At 72.3% G+C, this 18,836-nt stretch carries 17 protein-coding genes; 8 read left to right on the forward strand and 9 right to left on the reverse strand.

Translation table 11 applies throughout. The features are described from left to right. Positions 1 to 279: 279 nt before the first annotated feature. Positions 280 to 1,941, forward strand: coding sequence for a cytochrome bc1 complex cytochrome b subunit (qcrB, locus tag AQJ27_RS08110; protein WP_067363897.1), 1,662 nt, complete (start codon positions 280 to 282; stop codon positions 1,939 to 1,941). Here the strand turns inward: qcrB and AQJ27_RS08115 are convergent. Together AQJ27_RS08115 and AQJ27_RS08120 are read right to left on the reverse strand one after the other, a co-directional pair. After that, positions 1,916 to 2,884 (reverse strand): acyl-CoA dehydrogenase family protein, encoded by a 969-nt coding sequence (locus AQJ27_RS08115; protein ID WP_067363899.1) that lies wholly within the window; start codon positions 2,882 to 2,884, stop codon positions 1,916 to 1,918. The genes qcrB and AQJ27_RS08115 overlap by 26 nt on opposite strands. After that, positions 2,884 to 4,029, reverse strand: coding sequence for an acyl-CoA dehydrogenase family protein (locus AQJ27_RS08120; protein WP_067363902.1), 1,146 nt, complete (start codon positions 4,027 to 4,029; stop codon positions 2,884 to 2,886). The genes AQJ27_RS08115 and AQJ27_RS08120 overlap by 1 nt, the downstream gene beginning before the upstream one ends. Before the next feature lie 46 nt (positions 4,030 to 4,075). Here AQJ27_RS08120 and AQJ27_RS08125 point away from each other — a divergent pair, with 46 nt between their 5' ends. The 3 genes from AQJ27_RS08125 to AQJ27_RS08135 are packed head-to-tail and all read left to right on the forward strand — an operon-like array spanning position 4,076 to position 6,715. Then, positions 4,076 to 4,867, forward strand: a complete 792-nt coding sequence (locus AQJ27_RS08125; protein ID WP_067363905.1) for an SDR family oxidoreductase — start codon at positions 4,076 to 4,078, stop codon at positions 4,865 to 4,867. A 39-nt stretch (positions 4,868 to 4,906) separates the two neighbouring features. Next, positions 4,907 to 5,518, forward strand: a complete 612-nt coding sequence (locus tag AQJ27_RS08130) for a TetR/AcrR family transcriptional regulator (RefSeq protein WP_067363908.1) — start codon at positions 4,907 to 4,909, stop codon at positions 5,516 to 5,518. Between the two features lie 39 nt (positions 5,519 to 5,557). Further along, positions 5,558 to 6,715, forward strand: a complete 1,158-nt coding sequence (locus tag AQJ27_RS08135) for an acetyl-CoA C-acetyltransferase (RefSeq protein WP_067363911.1) — start codon at positions 5,558 to 5,560, stop codon at positions 6,713 to 6,715. A 388-nt stretch (positions 6,716 to 7,103) separates the two neighbouring features. On the opposite strand, the gene AQJ27_RS08140 is transcribed toward AQJ27_RS08135, so the two are convergent. From AQJ27_RS08140 to AQJ27_RS08155, 4 genes are read right to left on the reverse strand one after another with little or no spacing between them, the layout of a single operon-like run. Continuing rightward, on the reverse strand, positions 7,104 to 8,168 hold the full coding sequence (locus AQJ27_RS08140) for an NAD(P)H-dependent flavin oxidoreductase (protein ID WP_067363914.1): 1,065 nt from the start codon (positions 8,166 to 8,168) through the stop codon (positions 7,104 to 7,106). Further along, positions 8,168 to 8,938 carry a CoA-transferase subunit beta gene (locus tag AQJ27_RS08145; protein ID WP_067363917.1) on the reverse strand — a complete coding sequence of 257 codons (771 nt, stop codon included), beginning with the start codon at positions 8,936 to 8,938 and terminating at the stop codon, positions 8,168 to 8,170. Before AQJ27_RS08145 ends, AQJ27_RS08140 begins: the two co-directional genes overlap by 1 nt. Then, positions 8,935 to 9,798, reverse strand: a complete 864-nt coding sequence (locus AQJ27_RS08150; RefSeq protein ID WP_067363920.1) for a CoA transferase subunit A — start codon at positions 9,796 to 9,798, stop codon at positions 8,935 to 8,937. The genes AQJ27_RS08145 and AQJ27_RS08150 overlap by 4 nt, the downstream gene beginning before the upstream one ends. Then, positions 9,795 to 10,559: an enoyl-CoA hydratase family protein gene (locus AQJ27_RS08155; protein WP_067363923.1), complete on the reverse strand. Its 765-nt coding sequence runs from the start codon at positions 10,557 to 10,559 to the stop codon at positions 9,795 to 9,797. Before AQJ27_RS08155 ends, AQJ27_RS08150 begins: the two co-directional genes overlap by 4 nt. A 108-nt stretch (positions 10,560 to 10,667) precedes the next feature. Between AQJ27_RS08155 and AQJ27_RS08160 the strand changes: the two genes are divergently transcribed. Both AQJ27_RS08160 and AQJ27_RS08165 read left to right on the forward strand, forming a co-directional pair. Beyond that, positions 10,668 to 11,498 carry an SDR family oxidoreductase gene (locus AQJ27_RS08160; protein WP_067364807.1) on the forward strand — a complete coding sequence of 277 codons (831 nt, stop codon included), beginning with the start codon at positions 10,668 to 10,670 and terminating at the stop codon, positions 11,496 to 11,498. A 1-nt stretch (position 11,499) separates the two neighbouring features. Beyond that, positions 11,500 to 12,417: an SDR family oxidoreductase gene (locus tag AQJ27_RS08165; RefSeq protein ID WP_067363926.1), complete on the forward strand. Its 918-nt coding sequence runs from the start codon at positions 11,500 to 11,502 to the stop codon at positions 12,415 to 12,417. Between the two features lie 57 nt (positions 12,418 to 12,474). On the opposite strand, the gene AQJ27_RS08170 is transcribed toward AQJ27_RS08165, so the two are convergent. After that, entirely contained in the window at positions 12,475 to 13,518 is a 1,044-nt protein-coding gene (locus tag AQJ27_RS08170; RefSeq protein WP_067363928.1) for an ankyrin repeat domain-containing protein, read from the reverse strand. A 95-nt stretch (positions 13,519 to 13,613) separates the two neighbouring features. After that, the gene (locus AQJ27_RS08175; protein WP_067363931.1) at positions 13,614 to 14,510 is read right to left on the reverse strand and encodes a hypothetical protein; all 897 of its coding nucleotides are present in this window, start codon (positions 14,508 to 14,510) and stop codon (positions 13,614 to 13,616) included. Positions 14,511 to 14,740: 230 nt separating this feature from the next. On the opposite strand from AQJ27_RS08175, the gene AQJ27_RS08180 reads away from it, so the two are divergent. Continuing rightward, a complete protein-coding gene (locus AQJ27_RS08180) occupies positions 14,741 to 15,523 on the forward strand; it encodes a S1 family peptidase (protein WP_067363934.1) in 783 nt (260 codons plus the stop codon). A 519-nt stretch (positions 15,524 to 16,042) separates the two neighbouring features. Here the strand turns inward: AQJ27_RS08180 and AQJ27_RS08185 are convergent. Next, positions 16,043 to 17,812, reverse strand: coding sequence for a glycoside hydrolase family 35 protein (locus AQJ27_RS08185; RefSeq protein WP_067364810.1), 1,770 nt, complete (start codon positions 17,810 to 17,812; stop codon positions 16,043 to 16,045). Between the two features lie 137 nt (positions 17,813 to 17,949). Between AQJ27_RS08185 and AQJ27_RS08190 the strand changes: the two genes are divergently transcribed. Next, positions 17,950 to 18,834: a helix-turn-helix transcriptional regulator gene (locus tag AQJ27_RS08190; protein ID WP_067363937.1), complete on the forward strand. Its 885-nt coding sequence runs from the start codon at positions 17,950 to 17,952 to the stop codon at positions 18,832 to 18,834. Positions 18,835 to 18,836 lie beyond the last annotated feature (2 nt).

Raw genomic sequence — 18,836 nt, forward strand, 5'->3', positions numbered from 1 at the left:
CAGACCCCCGGGTGGGCTCTCAACCTGCGGGTGGGTGGGGGCTGGGCGCGCAGTTCCCCGCGCCCCTGACGGGGCGCTCTTGTCGGCGCCGGTTCACCTCTTCAGCCCGTCCGGCGTTTGAGGACGAGGCCGTTCAGGCCGATCGGGGGTCTGGGGGCGGAGCCCCCCAGGTTGAGGATGGGACGGGTAGGGGCGGCGGGGCGAGAGACAGGTGGGAGGTGACGCGCCGTTGGCTTCGGGGAGGGGGCATGCCACCCTGGTGGGCCGAGGGGGTGTCTTATGGGCGCGGAAGAGATCAACTCCGGTCAGATACACGGGACTTCACGTGCGGCGCGGCGAGGCGAGACGCCGGGCGGCGAGCGGCTGGCGGACTGGGCCGACGGACGGCTCGGCCTCTACGCGCTGGCCAAGGCCAACATGCGCAAGGTCTTCCCGGACCACTGGTCCTTCATGCTCGGCGAGATCTGCCTCTACAGCTTCCTGATCCTGATCCTGACCGGCGTCTACCTCACGCTCTTCTTCGAGCCGAGCGCCTCCGAGGTCGTCTACCACGGCCCGTACGAACCGCTCAACGGCATCCTCATGACCCGCGCCTACGAGTCCACCCTCCACATCAGCTTCGAGGTGCGCGGCGGACTCCTGGTCCGGCAGATCCACCACTGGGCGGCGATCGTCTTCCTCGCCGGCATGCTCGTGCACATGATGCGCGTCTTCTTCACCGGCGCGTTCCGCAAGCCCCGCGAGGTCAACTGGCTGTTCGGCTGGACCCTGCTGATGCTCGGCCTGATCACCGGCCTGACCGGCTACTCGCTCCCCGACGACCTGCTCTCCGGCACCGGCGTCCGCTTCGCCCAGGGCGCGATCCTGTCGGTCCCGATCGTGGGAACGTACCTCTCCTTCTTCCTCTTCGGAGGCGAGTTCCCGGGCCACGACATCATTCCGCGCTTCTTCCCGATCCACGTCCTCCTGCTGCCGGGCATCATGCTGGGCCTGGTGGTCGCCCATCTGATCCTGGTCTTCTACCACAAGCACACGCAGTACCCGGGGCCCGGACGCGACCAGAAGTCCGTCGTCGGGATGCCGTTCATGCCGGTCTACATGGCCAAGGCGGGCGGGTTCTTCTTCCTCGTCTTCGGGGTGCTGTCGCTCATGGGGGCGATCGCGACCATCAACCCCGTGTGGGCCTTCGGTCCCTACCGGCCGGACCTGGTGACGACCGGCGCACAGCCCGACTGGTACCTCGGCTTCTCCGAGGGGCTCATCCGGGTGATGCCGGGATGGGAGATCAACGCCTGGGGCCACACCCTCCAACTGGGTGTGTTCATCCCCTTCTCCCTGTTCCCGCTGATCATGACCGCCATCGCCGTCTACCCGTTCATCGAGTCGTGGATCACCGGGGACAGACGGGAACACCACATCCTGGACCGGCCGCGCAACGTCCCCACCCGCACCGGGCTCGGCGTCGCCTGGCTGACGCTGTACGGAGTGCTCCTGGTCGGCGGTGGCAACGACCTGTGGGCCACCCACTTCCACCTCTCCATCAACGCCATCACCTGGTTCGTACGGGTCTCCTTCTTCGTCGCCCCGGCCCTCGCCTTCGTCGTCACGCGCCGGATCTGCATGGGACTTCAGCGACGGGACCGCGACAAGGTGCTGCACGGAAGGGAGTCCGGGGTCATCCGGATGCTCCCGCACGGCGAGTACGTCGAGGTGCACGAACCGCTCACACCGGCGCAGCGGTTCACGCTCACCCAGCACGAGCAGCCCCCGCCGTACGAGGTGGGACCGCTCGTGGACGCCAACGGCGTCGCCCGCCGGGTCGGCCCCGGCCGCAGGCTGCGCGCCCGGCTCGCCCGCGCCATGTACGGGCCCGACACCCAGATCCCGAAGCCGACGCCGGAGGAGTACCGGGAGCTCACCAGCGGCGAGCACCACCACTGAGCACCTCGGCCCGGCACTGGGCCGGGGTGCCCCACGCGGTACGCAGGGCACGGGCCTTGGCCAGCCACAGGGACAGGTCGTACTCCGCGGTGTAGCCGATCGCGCCGTGCAGCTGGAGCGCCGTGCGCGCGGTGGCGTACGCGGCCTCGCAGGCCGTGACCTTGGCCGCGGCCACGTCGGCGGGCGCCATCGTCAGGGCCGCGCCGAACAGCAGCGGCCGCGCGAACTCCAGGGCGATCTTCGCGTCGGCGAGGCGATGCTTCACCGCCTGGAACGAGCCGACGGGGACGCCGAACTGGGTGCGCTGCCCGACGTACGCGACGGTCCGGTCGAGGAGCGCCAGACCGACGCCGAGGGCCTGGGCGGCGGTGGCGAGGCGGGCCCAGACGAGGGCATGGGCGACGGGCGGGGCGGTGGCGAGCAGTTCACCGCCCGGTGTGAGGGGTGTGAGGCGGCGGGCGGGGTCCAGGGAGGCGCGTACCGGGCCGTGGCCGGGGGCCAGACGCAGTCCGTCGGCGGCCAGGGCGAGGCGGGTGGTCGCCGCGTCGCCGTCCAGCGCGTACGCCCCGTCGAGGGCCAGCGTCGCCGACGCCTCGCCCGAGGCCAGCGACGGGAGCAGCCGCCCGGCGGGCAGGGGGTCCGCCAGTTCGGCCAGCAGGGCGGCCGCCGCGACCGTCTCCACCAGCGGGCCGGGCACCGCGTGCCGTCCCAGCTCGACGAAACCCACGGCCAGTTCCACCGGATGCGGGCCCATCCCCTCGTACGCCTCCGGCACCGCGAGCGCGAACACGCCCGCCTTCGCGATACGGGACCACAGCGCGCGGCCGCCGTCGTGGTCGCCGCGGCTCCAGTCCCGTACGACCGACGGGGTGTCCGCGGCCGTCAGCATCGCGTCCAGCGAGTCGGCGAACGCCCGCTGCTCGGCGTCGAGGAGGAAGCGCATCAGCGGCGGCCCTTCGGGAGGCCGAGCAGGCGCTCGGCGATGATGTCGCGCTGGATCTCGTTGGTGCCGGCGTAGATCGGACCGGCGAGCGAGAAGACGTATCCCTCGGACCAGTCCGTGTCCGCCGACTCGCCGTCCGGGCCGAGGAGGTCGAGGGCCGTCTCGTGCAGCGCGATGTCGTACTCGGACCAGAAGACCTTGTTCAGGCTGGCCTCCGGGCCCGTGGTCCCGCCGTCCAGGAAGCGGGAGGCGCCCGCGTAGGTGAAGAGCTGGTAGGCGCGGGCGCCGATCACCGCGTCGGCCACCCGGTCGCGCAGCGCCGTGTCCGAGGGGTCGGCGCGACCGCGCCACAGGTCCACCAGGCGGTCCGCGGCGGCGAGGAAGCGGCCCGGTGAACGCAGCGTCAGTCCTCGCTCGTTGCCCGCCGTCGACATGGCGACCCGCCAGCCCCCGCCCGGCTCGCCGATCACGTCCTCGTCCGGGACGAAGACCTCGTCGAGGAAGACCTCGGCGAAGGCCGGTCTGCCGTCCAGGCGGCCGACGGGGCGCACGGTGACCCCGGGCGCGCGCAGGTCGAACATCAGATAGGTCAGGCCCTGATGAGGCCTCGGTGTGCCAGGCTCACTGCGGAAGAGACCGAACGCGCGGTCGGCGAAGGCGGCCCGCGACGACCAGGCCTTCTGCCCGCTCAGCAGCCAGCCCCCGTCCGTACGCACCGCCCGCGAGGTGAGCGAGGCCAGGTCGGACCCCGCCTCCGGCTCGGACCACGCCTGCGCCCAGACGACCTCCCCGGTGGCCATGGAGGGCAGGATCCGGGCGCGCTGTCGCTCCGTGCCGTGGTCGAAGAGGGTGGGCGCCAGGAGGTTGATGCCGTTCTGGCCGACCCGGCCCGGCGCGCCCGCCGCGTAGTACTCCTCCTCGAACACCAGCCAGCGCACGATGTCCGCGCCCCGGCCGCCGTACACCTCCGGCCAGGACACCACCGACCAGCGGTCCGCGGCGAGTTCGGCCTCCCACGCGCGGTGCGCCGCGAAGCCCTCCCCGGTCTCCAGGGACGGGAGGGGCGTGCGTGGCACATGGGCGGCGAGCCAGGTCCGGGCCTCGGCGCGGAAGGCCTCGTCGGCGGGGGAGAGGGTCAGATCCATCGGCAGCACCTTCCCTAACAAGTGTTTGGTAGGTTAGCGTGGAGGTATGAGCGACGTCGAGAGTCCGGCGTACGTCAGCGGGCACGGGCTGCTGACCGGGCGCACCGCCGTCATCACCGCCGCCGCGGGCGCGGGCATCGGCGGGGCGACGGCGCGCAGGTTCCTGGAGGAGGGGGCGCGGGTGGTCATCAGTGACGCCCATGCCCGCCGCCTCAAGGAGAGCGAAGAGGCCCTCGCCGCGGAGTTCGGCGCGGCGAACGTCGCCTCGCTGCCGTGCGACGTGACGGACGAGCGGCAGGTGGAGGCCCTCTTCGCACTGGCGGGAGAGCTCCACGACGGCCTGGACATCGTCGTCAACAACGCCGGCCTCGGCGGCACTTGTGCCCTCGCCGACATGACCGACGAACAGTGGTCGAGGGTGTTGGACGTGACACTGAACGGCACGTTCCGGTGCACCCGGGCCGCCCTGCGCCGTTTCAGGGACCAGGGCGGCGGCGGTGTCGTCGTCAACAACGCCTCCGTCGTCGGCTGGCGCGCCCAGGCCGGTCAGGCGCACTACGCCGCCGCCAAGGCGGGCGTCATGGCGCTCACCCGGTGCGCGGCCGTCGAGGCCGCCGAGTACGGGGTGCGCGTCAACGCGGTGTCACCGAGTCTCGCCATGCACCCGCACCTGGTGAAGGTGACCACGCCCGAGCTGCTGGAGGAACTGACGGGCCGCGAGGCCTTCGGCCGCTACGCGCAGCCCTGGGAGGTGGCCAACGTGATGGTGTTCCTCGCGTCCGGCTACTCCTCGTACATGACCGGCGAAGTCGTCTCCGTCAGCAGCCAACATGCGTAGGGCGCCGTCGGCCGGCACCCCCGGGATCACAATGGAACCGTGCCTACCAAGAAGAAGCCCCAGGTGACCGCCACCCCCGAGCGCCGCCGCGAACTCCTCGACACCGCCGCGGAGGTCTTCGCCGAGCAGGGCTACAACGCCACCACCGTACGCAAGATCGCGGACGAGGCCGGGATGCTCGCGGGCAGCCTCTACTACCACTTCGACTCCAAGGAATCGATGCTGGAGGAGATCCTGCGGACCTTCCTCGACGAGCTCTGGGAGGGCTACGACGCCGTCCTGGACGCCGAACTAGGCCCGCGCCAGACCCTGGAGGCCCTGGTCACCGAGTCGTTCCGGGAGATCGACCGGCACCGCGCCGCCGTCGCCATCTACCAGAAGGAGTCCCGGCACCTCGCCGCCCAGCAGCGCTTCGCCTTCCTCGCCGACTCGCAGCGCAACTTCGAGAAGGCGTGGCTGAGCACGCTGGAGCGCGGAGTGGCCGCCGAGGCCTTCCGGGCCGACCTCGACATCCGGCTCACCTACCGCTTCGTGCGCGACACCGTGTGGGTCGCCGCGTCCTGGTACCGGCCCGGCGGACAGCACAGCCCCGAGGAGATCGCCCGGCAGTACCTGTCGATGGTGCTGGACGGCATCTCCGTACGCGCATAGCCCATGTCTGCGATACCCCATGTCTGCGAGGGAGTTGTCATGGCCGAGGCCTACATCGTCGAAGCGGTCCGTACGCCCGTCGGGCGGCGCGGGGGAGGCCTGAGCGGTGTCCACCCGGCCGACCTCGGCGCGCATGTCCTCAAGGCGCTGGTCGAGCGCTCCGGAGTGGACCCGGCCGCCGTCGAGGACGTCGTCTTCGGCTGCCTGGACACCGTGGGGCCGCAGGCCGGGGACATCGCCCGCACCTGCTGGCTGGCCGCCGGACTCCCCGAGGAGGTGCCGGGCGTCACCGTCGACCGGCAGTGCGGCTCCTCCCAGCAGGCCGTGCACTTCGCCGCCCAGGGCGTCCTGTCCGGCACCCAGGACCTGGTGGTCGCGGGCGGAGTGCAGAACATGAGCCAGATCCCCATCGCCTTCGCCTCCCGCCAGGCCGCCGAACCCCTCGGCCTCACCGAAGGCCCCTTCGCGGGCAGCGAGGGCTGGCGGGCGCGCTACGGCGACCGGCCCGTCAACCAGTTCGCCGGCGCCGAGATGATCGCCGCCAAGTGGGGCATCAGCCGCCGGGACCAGGAGGAGTTCGCCCTCCGCTCGCACCGGCGGGCGATCCGCGCCATCGACGAGGGCCGCTTCGCCCGCGAGACCGTGGCCTACGGCGAGGTCACCGCCGACGAGGGCCCGCGCCGGGACACCTCACTGGAGAAGATGGCGGGCCTGAAGCCGGTCGTCGAGGGCGGCACCATCACCGCCGCCTGTTCCTCCCAGGTCTCCGACGGCGCCGCCGCGATGCTGCTCGCCTCCGAGCGGGCGGTACGGGAGCACGGGCTGACCCCGCGCGCCCGCGTCCACCACCTCTCCGTGCGCGGCGAGGACCCCATCCGCATGCTGTCCGCGCCCATCCCGGCCACCGCGTACGCCCTGAAGAAGACCGGCATGTCCCTCGACGCCATCGACCTCGTCGAGATCAACGAAGCCTTCGCCCCGGTCGTCCTCGCCTGGCTCAAGGAGACCGGCGCCGACCCGGAGAAGGTCAACGTCAACGGCGGCGCCATCGCCCTGGGGCATCCGCTGGGGGCGACGGGCGTGAAGCTGATGACGACACTCCTGCACGAACTGGAGCGCACCGGCGGCCGGTTCGGCCTCCAGACGATGTGCGAGGGTGGCGGCCAGGCGAACGTGACGATCATCGAAAGGCTCTGACACACAGGAGACCGCCCGGCTCGGCGGACGGAGTCCGGCGCAGGCTGTCGAAGCCTGTGAGGCCCCTTGGGGCCGAGCGGTGCGAGGGGGCCGTCGGGGATGGTGTCGATGTGCGAGGGTGGCGGCCAGGCGAATGTGACGATCATCGAAAGGCTCTGACACACAGGGGACCGCCCGGCTCGGCGGACGGAGTCCGGCGCAGGCTGTCGAAGCCTGTGAGGCCCCTTGGGGCCGAGCGGTGCGAGGGGGCCGTCGGGGATGGTGTCGATGTGCGAGGGTGGCGGCCAGGCGAATGTGACGATCATCGAAAGGCTCTGAGGCCCGGGGATCGAACGGCTGTGAACCTCGGGGGCGGACGCCGGCCCCCGAGGCTGTTCGGCCGACTCGGTCACCCGGGCGTCGAAGCGCCCACGACCGCCAGGGCGTCGAGGGTTTCCCGGGCTTCCGCCATCACCCGCTCGACCAGCTCCTTGCACGACGGCAGATCCTCGATCACCCCCGCGACCTGTCCCGACGCCATCACCCCCAGGTCCGTGCGCCCGTCCACCATCGACGACTTCAGGAGCATCGGCGTGTTCGCGGCGAGCAGCACCTGGCTCCAGGTCAGCTCCTTGCCGTGCTTCATGGCGAGACCGTCGCGGACCATCCGCGACCAGGAGAGCCCGGACATCCTCCGGAACCCGGCGGCCCGGCGGACGGCCTGCGCGAGGGCCCTCGCCCGGCCGGATCTCTCCAAGGAGTCGACGAAGTCCGTACGCAGCATGCGATGGGGGAGGCCGTCCACGGCCGTCGTGACCGTGACGTCCCTGACCGTCGCCGCCAGGTACTTCGCCTTCACCGCGGCCGGGACCGTCGAGTCCGAGGTGAGCAGGAAACGGGTGCCCATGGCGATGCCCGCCGCCCCGTACGCCAGCGCCGCGACCAGCCCCCGCCCGTCGTGGAAACCGCCCGCCGCGACCACCGGGATGTCCACCGCGTCCACCACCTGCGGCAGCAGCACCGTCGTCGCGACCTCGCCGGTGTGACCGCCGCCCTCGCCACCCTGCACGATCACCGCGTCCGCGCCCCAGGCGGCCACCTTCTCGGCGTGCCGGCGCGCCCCGACGGAGGGGACGACGACCACGCCCGCCTCCTTCAGCTCGGCGATCAGCTCGAGGGACGTCGCGAGGGCGAAGGACGCGACCCTCACCCCCTCGTCGACGATGATCCGTACCCGCTCGCCCGCGTCCCCGGCGTCGGCGCGCAGGTTCACCCCGAACGGCGCGTCCGTACGGGACCTGACCTCGCGTATGGCCTCTCTCAGTTGGTCGAGGGTCATCGTCGCGGAGGCCAGGATGCCGAGCGCCCCCGCGTTCGCCGCCGCCGACACCAGGCGGGGGCCCGCGACCCAGCCCATACCGGTCTGCACGACGGGGTGACGGACACCGACGAGGCGGGTGAGCGCGGTCTCCATCAGCTCCTGACCTCTCGATCCCGGGCGCCGCCCGGATCGATGACCTCGCGGATCAGTCTCAGCTCCTCGGGAGTCGGTTCACGGGTGCGGGGCACCTCGTCGGGGACCGACAGCCCAAAGCCCGTCGCCTCCCGCACCTGCTCCACGGTGACGCCCGGGTGCAGCGAGGCGAGCCGCATCGAATGGTCGGGCGTGGCGAAGTCGAAGACACCGAGGTCGCTCACCACGCGCGGGATGCGATGAAAACGGGTGGCGCTCGGGCCCGCGGCGGCGGCACGGTCGTACCCCACCCCGCACACCATGTCGACCCGCTCGACGAAGACGCGCGGCGAGTGCCTGGGGACCCAGTAACTGGTCGGGTTGTTCAGGGTGTTGACCGGCGCGCCGCGCACGCCGAGCAGCTGGCGCGTGGGCCTGGACCAGTCACCGACGCAGGAGATGTTCTGGTTGCCGAAGCGGTCGAGCTGACTCGCGCCCATCATCACGTGCCGACGTCCGCCGGTGACCATGGTCAGGTGCTGCCGGTACGGCAGCCAGCCCTCCGGGGTGCCGTCGAGGCCGACGAGCATCGCCTCGCCGTCGGTCAGCAGCAGATCGGGGGAGAAGGTGCGCTTGGCGAGACGGGCGCCGATGGAGGGGACGGGGCCCATGGGGCTGGCGAGCACCTCGCCGTTGTCCCGCCAGGCCTCGGCGCAGGCGATCACGCAGTACTCGGCGCGGGTGACCACGGCTGCGGGGGCACCGGGGGCGGGGGTGGACGCGGGGCTCATCGCTGCTCCTTGTGCCAGGCCCGTACGGCGGACTGGTAGGCCTGTTCGTCGCCGGCGAGGAAGCGCGCGGCGAACTCGGCGTACGGCGTGGTGGCGTACAGCTTCTGGAAGGGCTCGTCGCGTCCGTGGTCGGGGGCGCAGGACGTGAAGTGCGCGCCGTTCGGAGTCTCGACGACGCCCGTCACGCTCGACCGCTTCAGCAGCAGGGTCTGCGGGGCGGCCTCCTTGGTGAGCTCCGCCGTGTCGACGACGCGCTCGCACGAGACGTACGCGGCGTCGGCCGCCTCGCAGAACAGGTCGTCGAAGTACGGGTCCGGGCCCAGATACTGACCGTTGCCCAGGCGGTCGGCGCGGTTCATGTGGACCAGGGCCGCGTCCAGGCGCAGGGCGGGCATGGCGACGAGCTCCTCCCGTACCCCCGAGGAGGCATCGGCGTACGGCGAAGTGACCGTGCGCAGAGTGGGGTTGACCCGCATCACGTCCGAGCCGAGCCCGGCCCGGACGGGGAGGAACGGCAGGCGGTTCGCGGCGGCGTGCAGGCCCCACATGAACATCGCCTCGTCGACCTCCATCAGCTCGAAGGCCCCGCGCTCGCGCGCCGCCCGGTAGTGCGGTTCGAGCGGGATCGAGTCGAGCGTGGTGAAGGCGGTGACGAGCCTGCGGATCCGGCCCGCGGCGGCGAGCAGGCCGACGTCCGGGCCGCCGTACGACACCACGGTGAGATCGGTGATCCTGCTGCGGAGCAGTGCTCTCACCAGGGCCATCGGCTTGCGGCGCGAGCCCCAGCCGCCGATGCCGAGAGTCATCCCGCTGTGGAGCCGGGAGACCACCTCATCGGTGGTCATCGTCTTGTCGCTCACCTGTCGACCCCCTCCTTTCCGAAGGTGTCGCGGACACGGTCGGCGACCCCGCCGAGGTTCGCCTCGAAGGTGAAGCCCTGCTCGAATCGGTAGCTGCGGCGCACGTCCACGGGGTCGATGCCGTTGAGCGCGGCCTTCGCGAGCCGGATCAGCTCGCCGTCCTTGGCGGCGATCTCACGCGCCAGCTCCAGCGCGGCGCCCAGGAGTTCCCCGCGCGGCACGACCCGCCACACCGAGCCGTGCGCGTGCAGCTCGGCGGCGGTCGCCGTGCGCGAGGTGTAGTACAGCGCGCGCACCAGGTGGCCCGGGACCAGGCGGGCCAGGTGCGTGGCCGCGCCGAGGGCGCCGCGGTCCAGCTCGGGCAGGCCGAACGTGGCGTCCTCGCTCGCCACGATCGCGTCCGCGTTCCCCACCAGCCCGATCCCGCCGCCCAGACAGAAGCCGTGCACCGCCGCGACGACGGGGACCTCGCACTCGTAGACCGCCGCGAAGGCCTCGAAACAGCCGCGGTTCGCCCCTATGAGCGCGCGATGGCCCCCGCTGTCCCTGGTCTCGCGCTGCATCTCCTTGATGTCCACGCCCGCGTTGAAACCGCGCCCCTCGGCCGCCAGCACGACGCACCGGACTCCGGGGTCGCGGCCCGCCGCGCGCAGGGCGTCGGCCAGGTCGAACCAGCCGCGCACCGGCAGCGCGTTCACCGGCGGGAAGTCGACCGTGACGACGGAAATCCCCTTTTCCGGGGACGAGGTGGAGACACCCATGGACGCATCAGCTACCTTTCCACCTCAGGACCATTCCACCAAACGTTTGTTAGGCACACCCTCGAAGCTAGCAGTGAATGCATCCGGGCGGGAGGCCCTGTGGACAACCTGGATCTCGGGGGCAGGACCGTCGTCGTCACGGGCGGCACCCGTGGGGTGGGGGCCGGGATCGCCCGGGCGTTCGTCGACGCGGGCGCGGACGTGCTGGTCTGCGCCCGCAGACCCCCCGACATACCGCTGGAGGGCACGGAGTTCGTGTCCGTGGACCTCCGCGACCCGGCTGCCGTGCACGCCTTCTTCGCCGCGCTGCCCCGGCTCGACGTGCTGGTGAACAACGCGGGCGGCGCGCCCTACCGGCCACTGACGCAGGCGGACGCCGGGCGCCACGCGCGCGTGATCGAGCTGAACCTCATCGTGCCGCTGACCGCCTCGCTCGCCGCCCACGAGCACCTCAGACGGGCCCGGGGATCGATCGTGATGATCGGCAGCGTGAGCGGGGCACGGCCGTCGCCCGGGTCGGCGGCGTACGGGGCGGCCAAGGCGGGCCTCGAGAACCTGGCCCGTTCGATGGCCGTCGAGTGGGCTCCCGACGTCCGGGTCAACACTCTCGTCGTCGGCATGGTCCGCACCGAACTCTCCCATCTGCACTACGGCGGCGAGGACGGCATCGCGGCCGTCTCCCGCACCGTCCCGCTGGGCCGCCTCGCCGACCCGTCCGACATCGGAGGGGCCGCGGTCTTCCTCGCCTCGGACGCGGCGAGGTACATCAGCGGAGCCTCGCTGCTCGTCCACGGCGGCGGCGAGCGGCCCGCCTTCCTGGACGCGGCGACCGCCAACAAGGCCGGCACGTCCGACGCATCCGGCACGTCCGACGCATCCGGCACGTCCGACGCATCCAACACATCCGACGCATCCGACACGTCGGGCAAGGAGGACTGAGATGAGTGGACCGCTGCTGTGCGAGGGGCGGGTCGTGATCGTCACGGGCGCCGGGCGCGGACTCGGCCGCGCGCACGCGCTCGCGTACGCCGCCGAGGGGGCGCGGGTCGTCGTGAACGACCTCGGGGTGGGCCTCGACGGCACGCCCGGCCCGGACAGCCCGGCCGCGCGGGTCGTGGCGGAGATCCGGGCGGCGGGCGGACAGGCGGTGGCCCACGGCGGAGACATCGCCACCACCGACGGCGCCGCCTCCCTCGTACGCACCGCGCTGGAGACGTACGGACGCCTGGACACCCTCGTCAACAACGCGGGGTTCCTGCGCGACCGGATGCTCGTCAACCTCGACGAGGACGACTGGGACGCCGTGCTGCGCGTCCACCTCAAGGGCCACTTCCTGCCGCTGAAGCATGCGGCGGCGCACTGGCGGGCGGAGGCGAAGGAAGGCCGCACGCCCCGGGCCCGGGTCGTCAACACCAGCAGCGGAGCGGGTCTGTTGGGTTCGGTCGGACAGGGCAACTACAGCGCCGCCAAGGCCGGGATCATCGGGCTGACCCTGGTCGCCGCGGCCGAACTGGGCCGCTACGGCGTCCAGGTCAACGCGATCGCCCCCGCGGCCCGCACCCGGATGACCGAACGCACCTTCGCGGACACCATGGCGGCCCCCGGCGCCGACTCCTTCGACGCGATGGCCCCCGAGAACGTCTCCCCCCTCGTCGTCTGGCTCGGCGCGAGCGCGAGCACCGGAGTCACCGGCCGCGTCTTCGAGACCGAGGGCGGCCGCATCACCGTCATGGAGGGCTGGCGGCCGGGCCCCACCGCGGACAAGGGTGCCCGCTGGACCCCGTCCGAGGCCGGCGACACGGCCCTGAAACTGCTGGCGGAGGCGGAGGTTCCGGGGGCGGTGTACGGGGCGGGGTAGGGGAGGCCTCCATCCGTGAGGACGATCCCTGAGGATCTGTCCCTGAGGGTGCGTGGTTCAAGGACCGGACGGGCCGGGGGAGTCCAGCCGTGCCAGCGCGCCCGCCGCCCGGTCGCGGATCACGGGGTCGGTCGCGCCGGTGAGGACGCGCAGGACCGGCAGGCCGTGGGGGTTGCCCAGGCGGCCCAGTACGTCCGCGCCGAAGGCCTGGCGGAGGGGGTCGGGAGCGGCGCACCACTCGACCGCCGCCCGGAACGTCTCCTCGTCGCCACGGAGGCCCAGCGCCGTCGCCGCCTCGGTCCAGTCGTCGTTGTCGGGGTCGGCGGGACGCAGGGCGCGGGCAGCCAGTTCGGCGGCGGGCGCGGTGATGCCGAGGGCGGATTCGAGGAGGGTCGCTATCGCGGCGTGGCCCGTCTGCTGGTCGTCGCTCGCGACCGGATTCCCGGCCGGGTCGAGGAGTTGGACCTCCACGGTGACGCCGCCGTCATCCGGGTAGCGGTGGGTGACGGAGGGGTGGCCCGGGCCCCACGTCTCTTCCAGGCCCGCGCGCACCTCGGTCTCCACATCGGCGGTGAGCCGGCGGTGGGCCTCGGCGAGCGCCGCCGACCGCGCCCGCGCTCCGTGCCGCAGGAGGACGCGTACACAGCCGGGCGAGCCACGGCGGGCGGCCGCGACGAGCGGGGGCTCACCGGTCGGGCCCGGGCGGTCGGGGTCCGCGCCCGCAGCGAGGAGTTCCCTCACCACCGCGACCCGCCCCAGCCGCACCGCCCACGTCAGCGCCGTGAACCCGAACTCCTCCACCGTGTCCGGCGCGGCCCCGGCCGCCAGCAGGGCGCGTACGACCTCCGTGTGCCCACCGCACGCCGCCCCGCACAGCGGCGCGTCCGTGCCCTGGCTGAGCCGGTCGGGCGCGGCGCCGGCCACCAGCAGCAGTCGTACGACGCCGGGCCGGTCGCTCACCGCCGCGAGATACAGCGCCGTCTGGCCGTCCTCGTCCACCGCGTCCGGGCTCACACCGGAGCGCAGCAGCCGTACCACCGCGTCCTCGTCACCCTCGTGCACAGCCGTGAAGAGGTGTGCCGCGGGGTCGTTCGTGCTCATCCTTCGACCCTCGCTCGCCAAGGACGCGAGAGGCAAAGTCTTTGGGGGTGTTGTGTCTCACCTCCCCCCACGCACACCCGCGTGCGTCGCATGTCCTACGTGTCGCACTCCAGCACCGTCCTGCACAGCGTGCAGCGCGCCCGTACCCGGCCCCGGACCGGCACGCGGATCCGCTGGTGACAGGTCGGGCAGGGGAAGGAGACGCGCAGGGGCCCGCGGCTGTCGGGGCTGAACGCGTAGGGGACACCCGCGTGCGGGCCCGGTGCGTGCTGGTCCTGGGCGTGCCGTCGGTCCTTCGCGTAGCGGCGGCGGCCCGCCCAGCCGGCCGCGGTCAGCGGGGGCTGCTGCTCGTCACGGCGGGCCTGCGCCATGCCCTGCGTGTACGCCGTGTACGCCTGCGGGCTGGTGAACCAGATCGAGGGGTCCTCGTCGAACACCAGGGCGCGTTTGGCGAGGACGTAGCCGAACTCCTCCGGGGTGAGGTAGCCGAGTTTCTGTGAGGAGTCGGCGTCCTCCCGGTAGGCGTCGAGAAGCAGCCAGCCCGCGCCGAGATAGGCCGCCGCGGTGTCCGTGAGGATCTCGTTGTCGCGCGTGCCGGGGAAGTAGAGGTCGAGGCGGTGCAGATAGACGTGCATCACCTCGTGGGCGAGGGCCGCGCCGATGTCCCGGCGGTGGGAACGGAAGCGGTCGTTCAGTTCGACGAAGTACTCGGGGCCCGCCGTGAGTTCGACGTTGGCCGCCTGGGTCATCTCGCGGAAGCCGATGATCAGCCGGGCGTCCGGGAGGTGGTAGTGGTGCACCATCTCGCGGGCCACGCGCTGCGCGCCCAGATGCAGGTCGTCGATGTCACCGAAGGCCACGTCGGCGGGGGCCACGCTGCTCGCGAAGGTGTGGATGGTGTCGTACGAGAGCCGCTTGTAGAGCGCGGTGATCGATGCCCGCACCGTGTCCAGATGCGGGAAGCCGTGCTCGACGGGTCCGCCGTTCGCCACGTCCGTACCCCCTGAAGACGCCGGGCCTCCTGCATTCCACTCTAAGCGCCGCTGCGGTGGGCGGCGGGGTGCGGCTGGCCGAAATGGGGTCCTTGTCGGAGCGCTCCCGTGTCTAAATAATTCGCAAAGGCTTGGCGGGTGCATGTCACTCGGTATGTGCGACGGCTGTCGTGTCGTGCGGCCTCGGTGTGACCCCGTCGGGCTTCCAACCCCCCACGAGAGGAAGCACGTTGAAGTCTTCGAAGAAGTTCACGGGCATCAAGAGAGTCCTCGCCCTCGGCGCCGTCACCCTCGCCGCCGTCTCGCTCCAGCCCGTCTCCGCGCAGGCCGCGCCCACGCCCGTCGTCGGCGGCACCCGCGCGGCGCAGGGAGAGTTCCCGTTCATGGTCCGGCTCTCCATGGGCTGCGGCGGTGCGCTCTACACCCAGCAGATCGTCCTCACCGCCGCGCACTGTGTGAGCGGCTCCGGCAACAACACCTCCATCACCGCCACCGCCGGCGTCGTCGACCTGCAGAGCAGCAGCGCGACCAAGGTCAAGTCGACGAAGGTGCTTCAGGCGCCCGGCTACAACGGCAAGGGCAAGGACTGGGCGCTGATCAAGCTCGCCTCGCCCGTCAACCAGCCCACGCTGAAGATCGCCACCACCACCGCGTACAACAACGGCAACTTCACCATCGCCGGGTGGGGCGCCGCGCGTGAGGGCGGCGCCCAGCAGCGCTACCTCCTCAAGGCCACCGTCCCCTTCGTCAGCGACGCCACCTGTCAGCAGGCGTACGGCAGCGATCTCGTGCCCGGCGACGAGATCTGTGCCGGGTTCGTGCAGCAGGGTGGGGTCGACACGTGCCAGGGTGACTCCGGTGGACCGATGTTCCGCAAGGACGACTCGGGGGCGTTCGTCCAGGTCGGGATCGTCAGTTGGGGGCAGGGCTGCGCGGAGCCGGGGTATCCCGGGGTGTACTCCGAGGTCTCGACCTTCGCCGCCGACATAGCCAGAGCGGCGTCCACCCTGTAGGGGCTGCGCCCCTCCGGTTCCGGGTGCCTTGGGTGCGGGTGGGCGGTGACTGGTCGCGCCGTTCCCCGCGCCCCTTGGGTGGGGCTTCGCCCCACATCCCCCGGCCGGCCGAAGTTCTTCGGCTGTCGGCGGGTGGGGGCTGGTCGCGCCGTTCCCCGCGCCCCTGGGGCCGGGGCTGCGCCCCGGATCCTCCGGCCGGCCGAAGTTCTTCGGCTGTCGGCCGGTGGGGGCTGGGCGCGCAGTTCCCCGCGCCCCTAAAGGCCTCGGTCGTCCGGGGTTCGAGGGGCGCGGGCCCTGCACCCACCCACCCGGCCCGCGCCACCCAGCCCGTCCGGCGTTCGAGGCCATGGGCGATGGCCGTATCCCGCCCACCCCGGCCCGCATCGTTCAGCCCGTCCGGCGTTTGAGGACGAGGCCGTTCAGGCCGATGCGGGGGGCTGGGGGCGGAGCCCCCAGGGATGGGACGGGTAGGGGCGGCGGGGGCGAGGGAAGGCGGTTGCCGGGGCGCTCGGCCGAGGCTCATCGGCCCGGCGTCGACGCAGCCGCGTCAGGGGGCCTCAGGACCGGCGCGGTCGGCGACGGCTCCTGGAGCTCCAGGACCCACACCTCGTTGGCACCCTCACGCAGCACCGGCCCGGGCACGTACAACGACCGCTGCGGCCCCACCGACCAGTACCGCCCGAGACAGAACCCGTTGACCCACACGAACCCCCGTGTCCAGCCCGGAAGTTCGAGGAAGGCGTCCCCGGCGCCACGCACCTCCACGGTGCCCCGGTACAGCCCGCGCCCGCCCTCCGCAGGCAACCCCCCGAACGGCACCCGCCCCACACCCCCGGCGTCGAACGCGTCAAGACGCAGCCCCCGCGCCCGCACCCCGTTCAGATACTGCCGCTCGTGCAACATCCCCCCGGTGATGCCCTTCGGCTCACCCGAACGCGGACCGTAGTTGACCCTCCCCAGGGACTCCACCCACGCCTCCACGCGCGCGTGCCCCCCGACAGGCTCCTTGAGCCCCGGATCGTCCTCGGTGAGCACACCGGCCGCCACGCCGTCGACGTACACCACCGCCAGGTCCCGCAGCCCGCGCAGCAGGAGGGGGTACGACCCCCGCGGGCCGGGGACGGTCACCTCGTACTTCACCAGCCCCCGGTCGACGTCCAGTTCCTCGAAGGTGGGCGGGACGGGGTACTCGGCGTCCCGCCCACCCAGTGTCTCCAGTACGGCGTCCAGGGCGGCCCACTCCCGAAGGTCCACGCCCACGCCCGCACCGAGCGGCACGGGCGCGGGCGGCAGCTCCGGCAGCGGCCCGTCCGCGTACGCGCCCAGGATCTCCCTGAAGCGCCAGAACTTCTCGGTGGGACGCCCGAGTTCGTCGATGGGCGCGTCGTAGTCGTAGGAGGTGACGTCGGGCTCCAAGGGGCCCTCGTGCAGCGCGCCCCCGCCCCGGTTCGCCCCCGCCCAGCCGGCGAAGTTGGTACCCCCGTGCGCCATATACAGGTTGACCGAAGCCCCGCACTCCAGGATCTCGCGCAACGCCCGTGCCGCGTCCCCCGCATCCCGTACGACGTGCTCGCCGCCCCAGTGGTCGAACCAGCCGCACCAGAACTCCATGCACATCAGCGGCCCCTCGGGTCGGTGCCGGCGCAGCACCTCGAAGGCCTCACGTGCGCGGGAGCCGAAGTTGACGGTCGCGAGGACACCGGGGATCGAACCGCCGGTGAGCATGTGGTCCTCGGGACCGTCCGAGGTGACCAGCGGAACGCCCACACCCTTGGCCCGCAGCACGTCCGCCAGGCGCCGCAGATACACCTGGTCGGAGCCGTAACTTCCGTACTCGTTCTCGACCTGCACCATCAGCACCGGCCCGCCGCGGTCGATCTGCCGCGGCACGATCTCGTGCAGCACCTGGTGGAACCAGCGCTCCACGTGCCCCACGTACTCCTCGTCCCTGGTGCGCGGCCGCCCCGTCAGCCAGTGCGGCAGCCCCCCGTTCTCCCACTCCGCGCAGATGTACGGGCCGGGGCGCACGATCGCCCACAGACCCGCCTCCCGCACGGCGTCCAGGAACCGGCCCAGCGCCCGGACGTCGCGGTACTCGCCCGGGCGCGGCTCGTGCAGATTCCACGGGACGTACGTCTCCACGCAGTTGAGCCCCATCGCCCGCAGCATCCCCAGCCGATGCCCCCACTGCTCCTCGTGCACCCGGAAGTAGTGCAACGCGCCGGACAGCAGCCGCACCGGGCGCCCGTCCAGCAGAAAATCCGTGTCCCCCACCGTGAACTCGCTCATGCGCTCACCCTCACCTCTGGCGGCGGCCGCGTCCATGGACAAAGATCAGCTCTGGTTGGACCAAAGAGTGACGCCGGCGGCAAGGGCGCGAAGGAAGTGACGCCGGCGGCAGGGCGCGAAGGAGGGGAGGCGCGCGGATGCACCACACCTGGATGCGCTATTTCTCCCCCGCACCCGTCCACCACCGGCTCGGCCTCGCCTGCCTCGGCGTAGGCCTGCAGCACGGCGAACTGCCCACCGTCGGACCCCGCACCCTCGACCACCACGTGGCCGTCGTCGTCAGCGCGGGCGGCGGCTGGTTCCGAGGTCCCGACGGACACCACCACACCGTCACCGCGCCCGCCCTGCTCTGGCTCACCCCCGGCGTACCCCACCACTACGGACCCGACCCCAGCTGGGACGAGTGCTTCGTCGACTTCACCGGGCCCGCCACCGCCACGTACACCGAACTCGGCTACATCGAACCCGACCGCCCCGTCGTGCCGCTCTCCGACGCCACCGGCGCCCGCGCCACCGTCGGCCGCATCGCCCGCGCCGCCCGCCGCGGCAACCCCCTCCTCGAAGTAGAGACCGGCGCCGCCGTCCACGAACTCCTCGTCGCCCTGCGCCGCGCCCGCGCCGACCTCGCCCCCGACGGCGATCCCGTCCTGCACGCCCTCGCCCGTGACGCGTTCCAGCCACTGTCCGTCGCCGAGCACGCGGCCCGGCACGGCATGACCCCCGCCGAACTGCGCGCCGCCGTCCGCCGCGGCGCCGGCCGCAGTCCCAAGGACTACCTCCTAGGCATCCGCCTGGGCCGCGCCAAGGAACTCCTCGCCGCCACCGAACTGCCCGTCGCCGCGGTCGCCCGACGCGTCGGCTACGACGACCCCGCCTACTTCTCCCGCCTGTTCACCCGCCGTGTCGGCATGGCCCCCGTGCGCTTCCGTGAACAGCAGGGCCGCACCCTTCCCGGCGGCTGGAGCGACCGCATACCCGACCCCGACGATCCGCCCATGATCGAGCCCCCGCACGCCACGTAAAG

It is taken from the genome of Streptomyces olivochromogenes, assembly GCF_001514115.1.
GTDB lineage: Bacteria > Actinomycetota > Actinomycetes > Streptomycetales > Streptomycetaceae > Streptomyces > Streptomyces olivochromogenes.

Bases quoted from the DNA above. Each gene is read 5' to 3' on its own strand.
- qcrB (WP_067363897.1), top strand. From the start codon at position 280: ATGGGCGCGGAAGAGATCAACTCCGGTCAGATACACGGGACTTCACGT.
- AQJ27_RS08115 (WP_067363899.1), bottom strand. From the start codon at position 2,884: ATGCGCTTCCTCCTCGACGCCGAGCAGCGGGCGTTCGCCGACTCGCTG.
- AQJ27_RS08120 (WP_067363902.1), bottom strand. From the start codon at position 4,029: ATGGATCTGACCCTCTCCCCCGCCGACGAGGCCTTCCGCGCCGAGGCC.
- AQJ27_RS08125 (WP_067363905.1), top strand. From the start codon at position 4,076: ATGAGCGACGTCGAGAGTCCGGCGTACGTCAGCGGGCACGGGCTGCTG.
- AQJ27_RS08135 (WP_067363911.1), top strand. From the start codon at position 5,558: ATGGCCGAGGCCTACATCGTCGAAGCGGTCCGTACGCCCGTCGGGCGG.
- AQJ27_RS08140 (WP_067363914.1), bottom strand. From the start codon at position 8,168: ATGGAGACCGCGCTCACCCGCCTCGTCGGTGTCCGTCACCCCGTCGTG.
- AQJ27_RS08145 (WP_067363917.1), bottom strand. From the start codon at position 8,938: ATGAGCCCCGCGTCCACCCCCGCCCCCGGTGCCCCCGCAGCCGTGGTC.
- AQJ27_RS08155 (WP_067363923.1), bottom strand. From the start codon at position 10,559: ATGGGTGTCTCCACCTCGTCCCCGGAAAAGGGGATTTCCGTCGTCACG.
- AQJ27_RS08165 (WP_067363926.1), top strand. From the start codon at position 11,500: ATGAGTGGACCGCTGCTGTGCGAGGGGCGGGTCGTGATCGTCACGGGC.
- AQJ27_RS08170 (WP_067363928.1), bottom strand. From the start codon at position 13,518: ATGAGCACGAACGACCCCGCGGCACACCTCTTCACGGCTGTGCACGAG.
- AQJ27_RS08185 (WP_067364810.1), bottom strand. From the start codon at position 17,812: ATGAGCGAGTTCACGGTGGGGGACACGGATTTTCTGCTGGACGGGCGC.
- AQJ27_RS08190 (WP_067363937.1), top strand. From the start codon at position 17,950: ATGCACCACACCTGGATGCGCTATTTCTCCCCCGCACCCGTCCACCAC.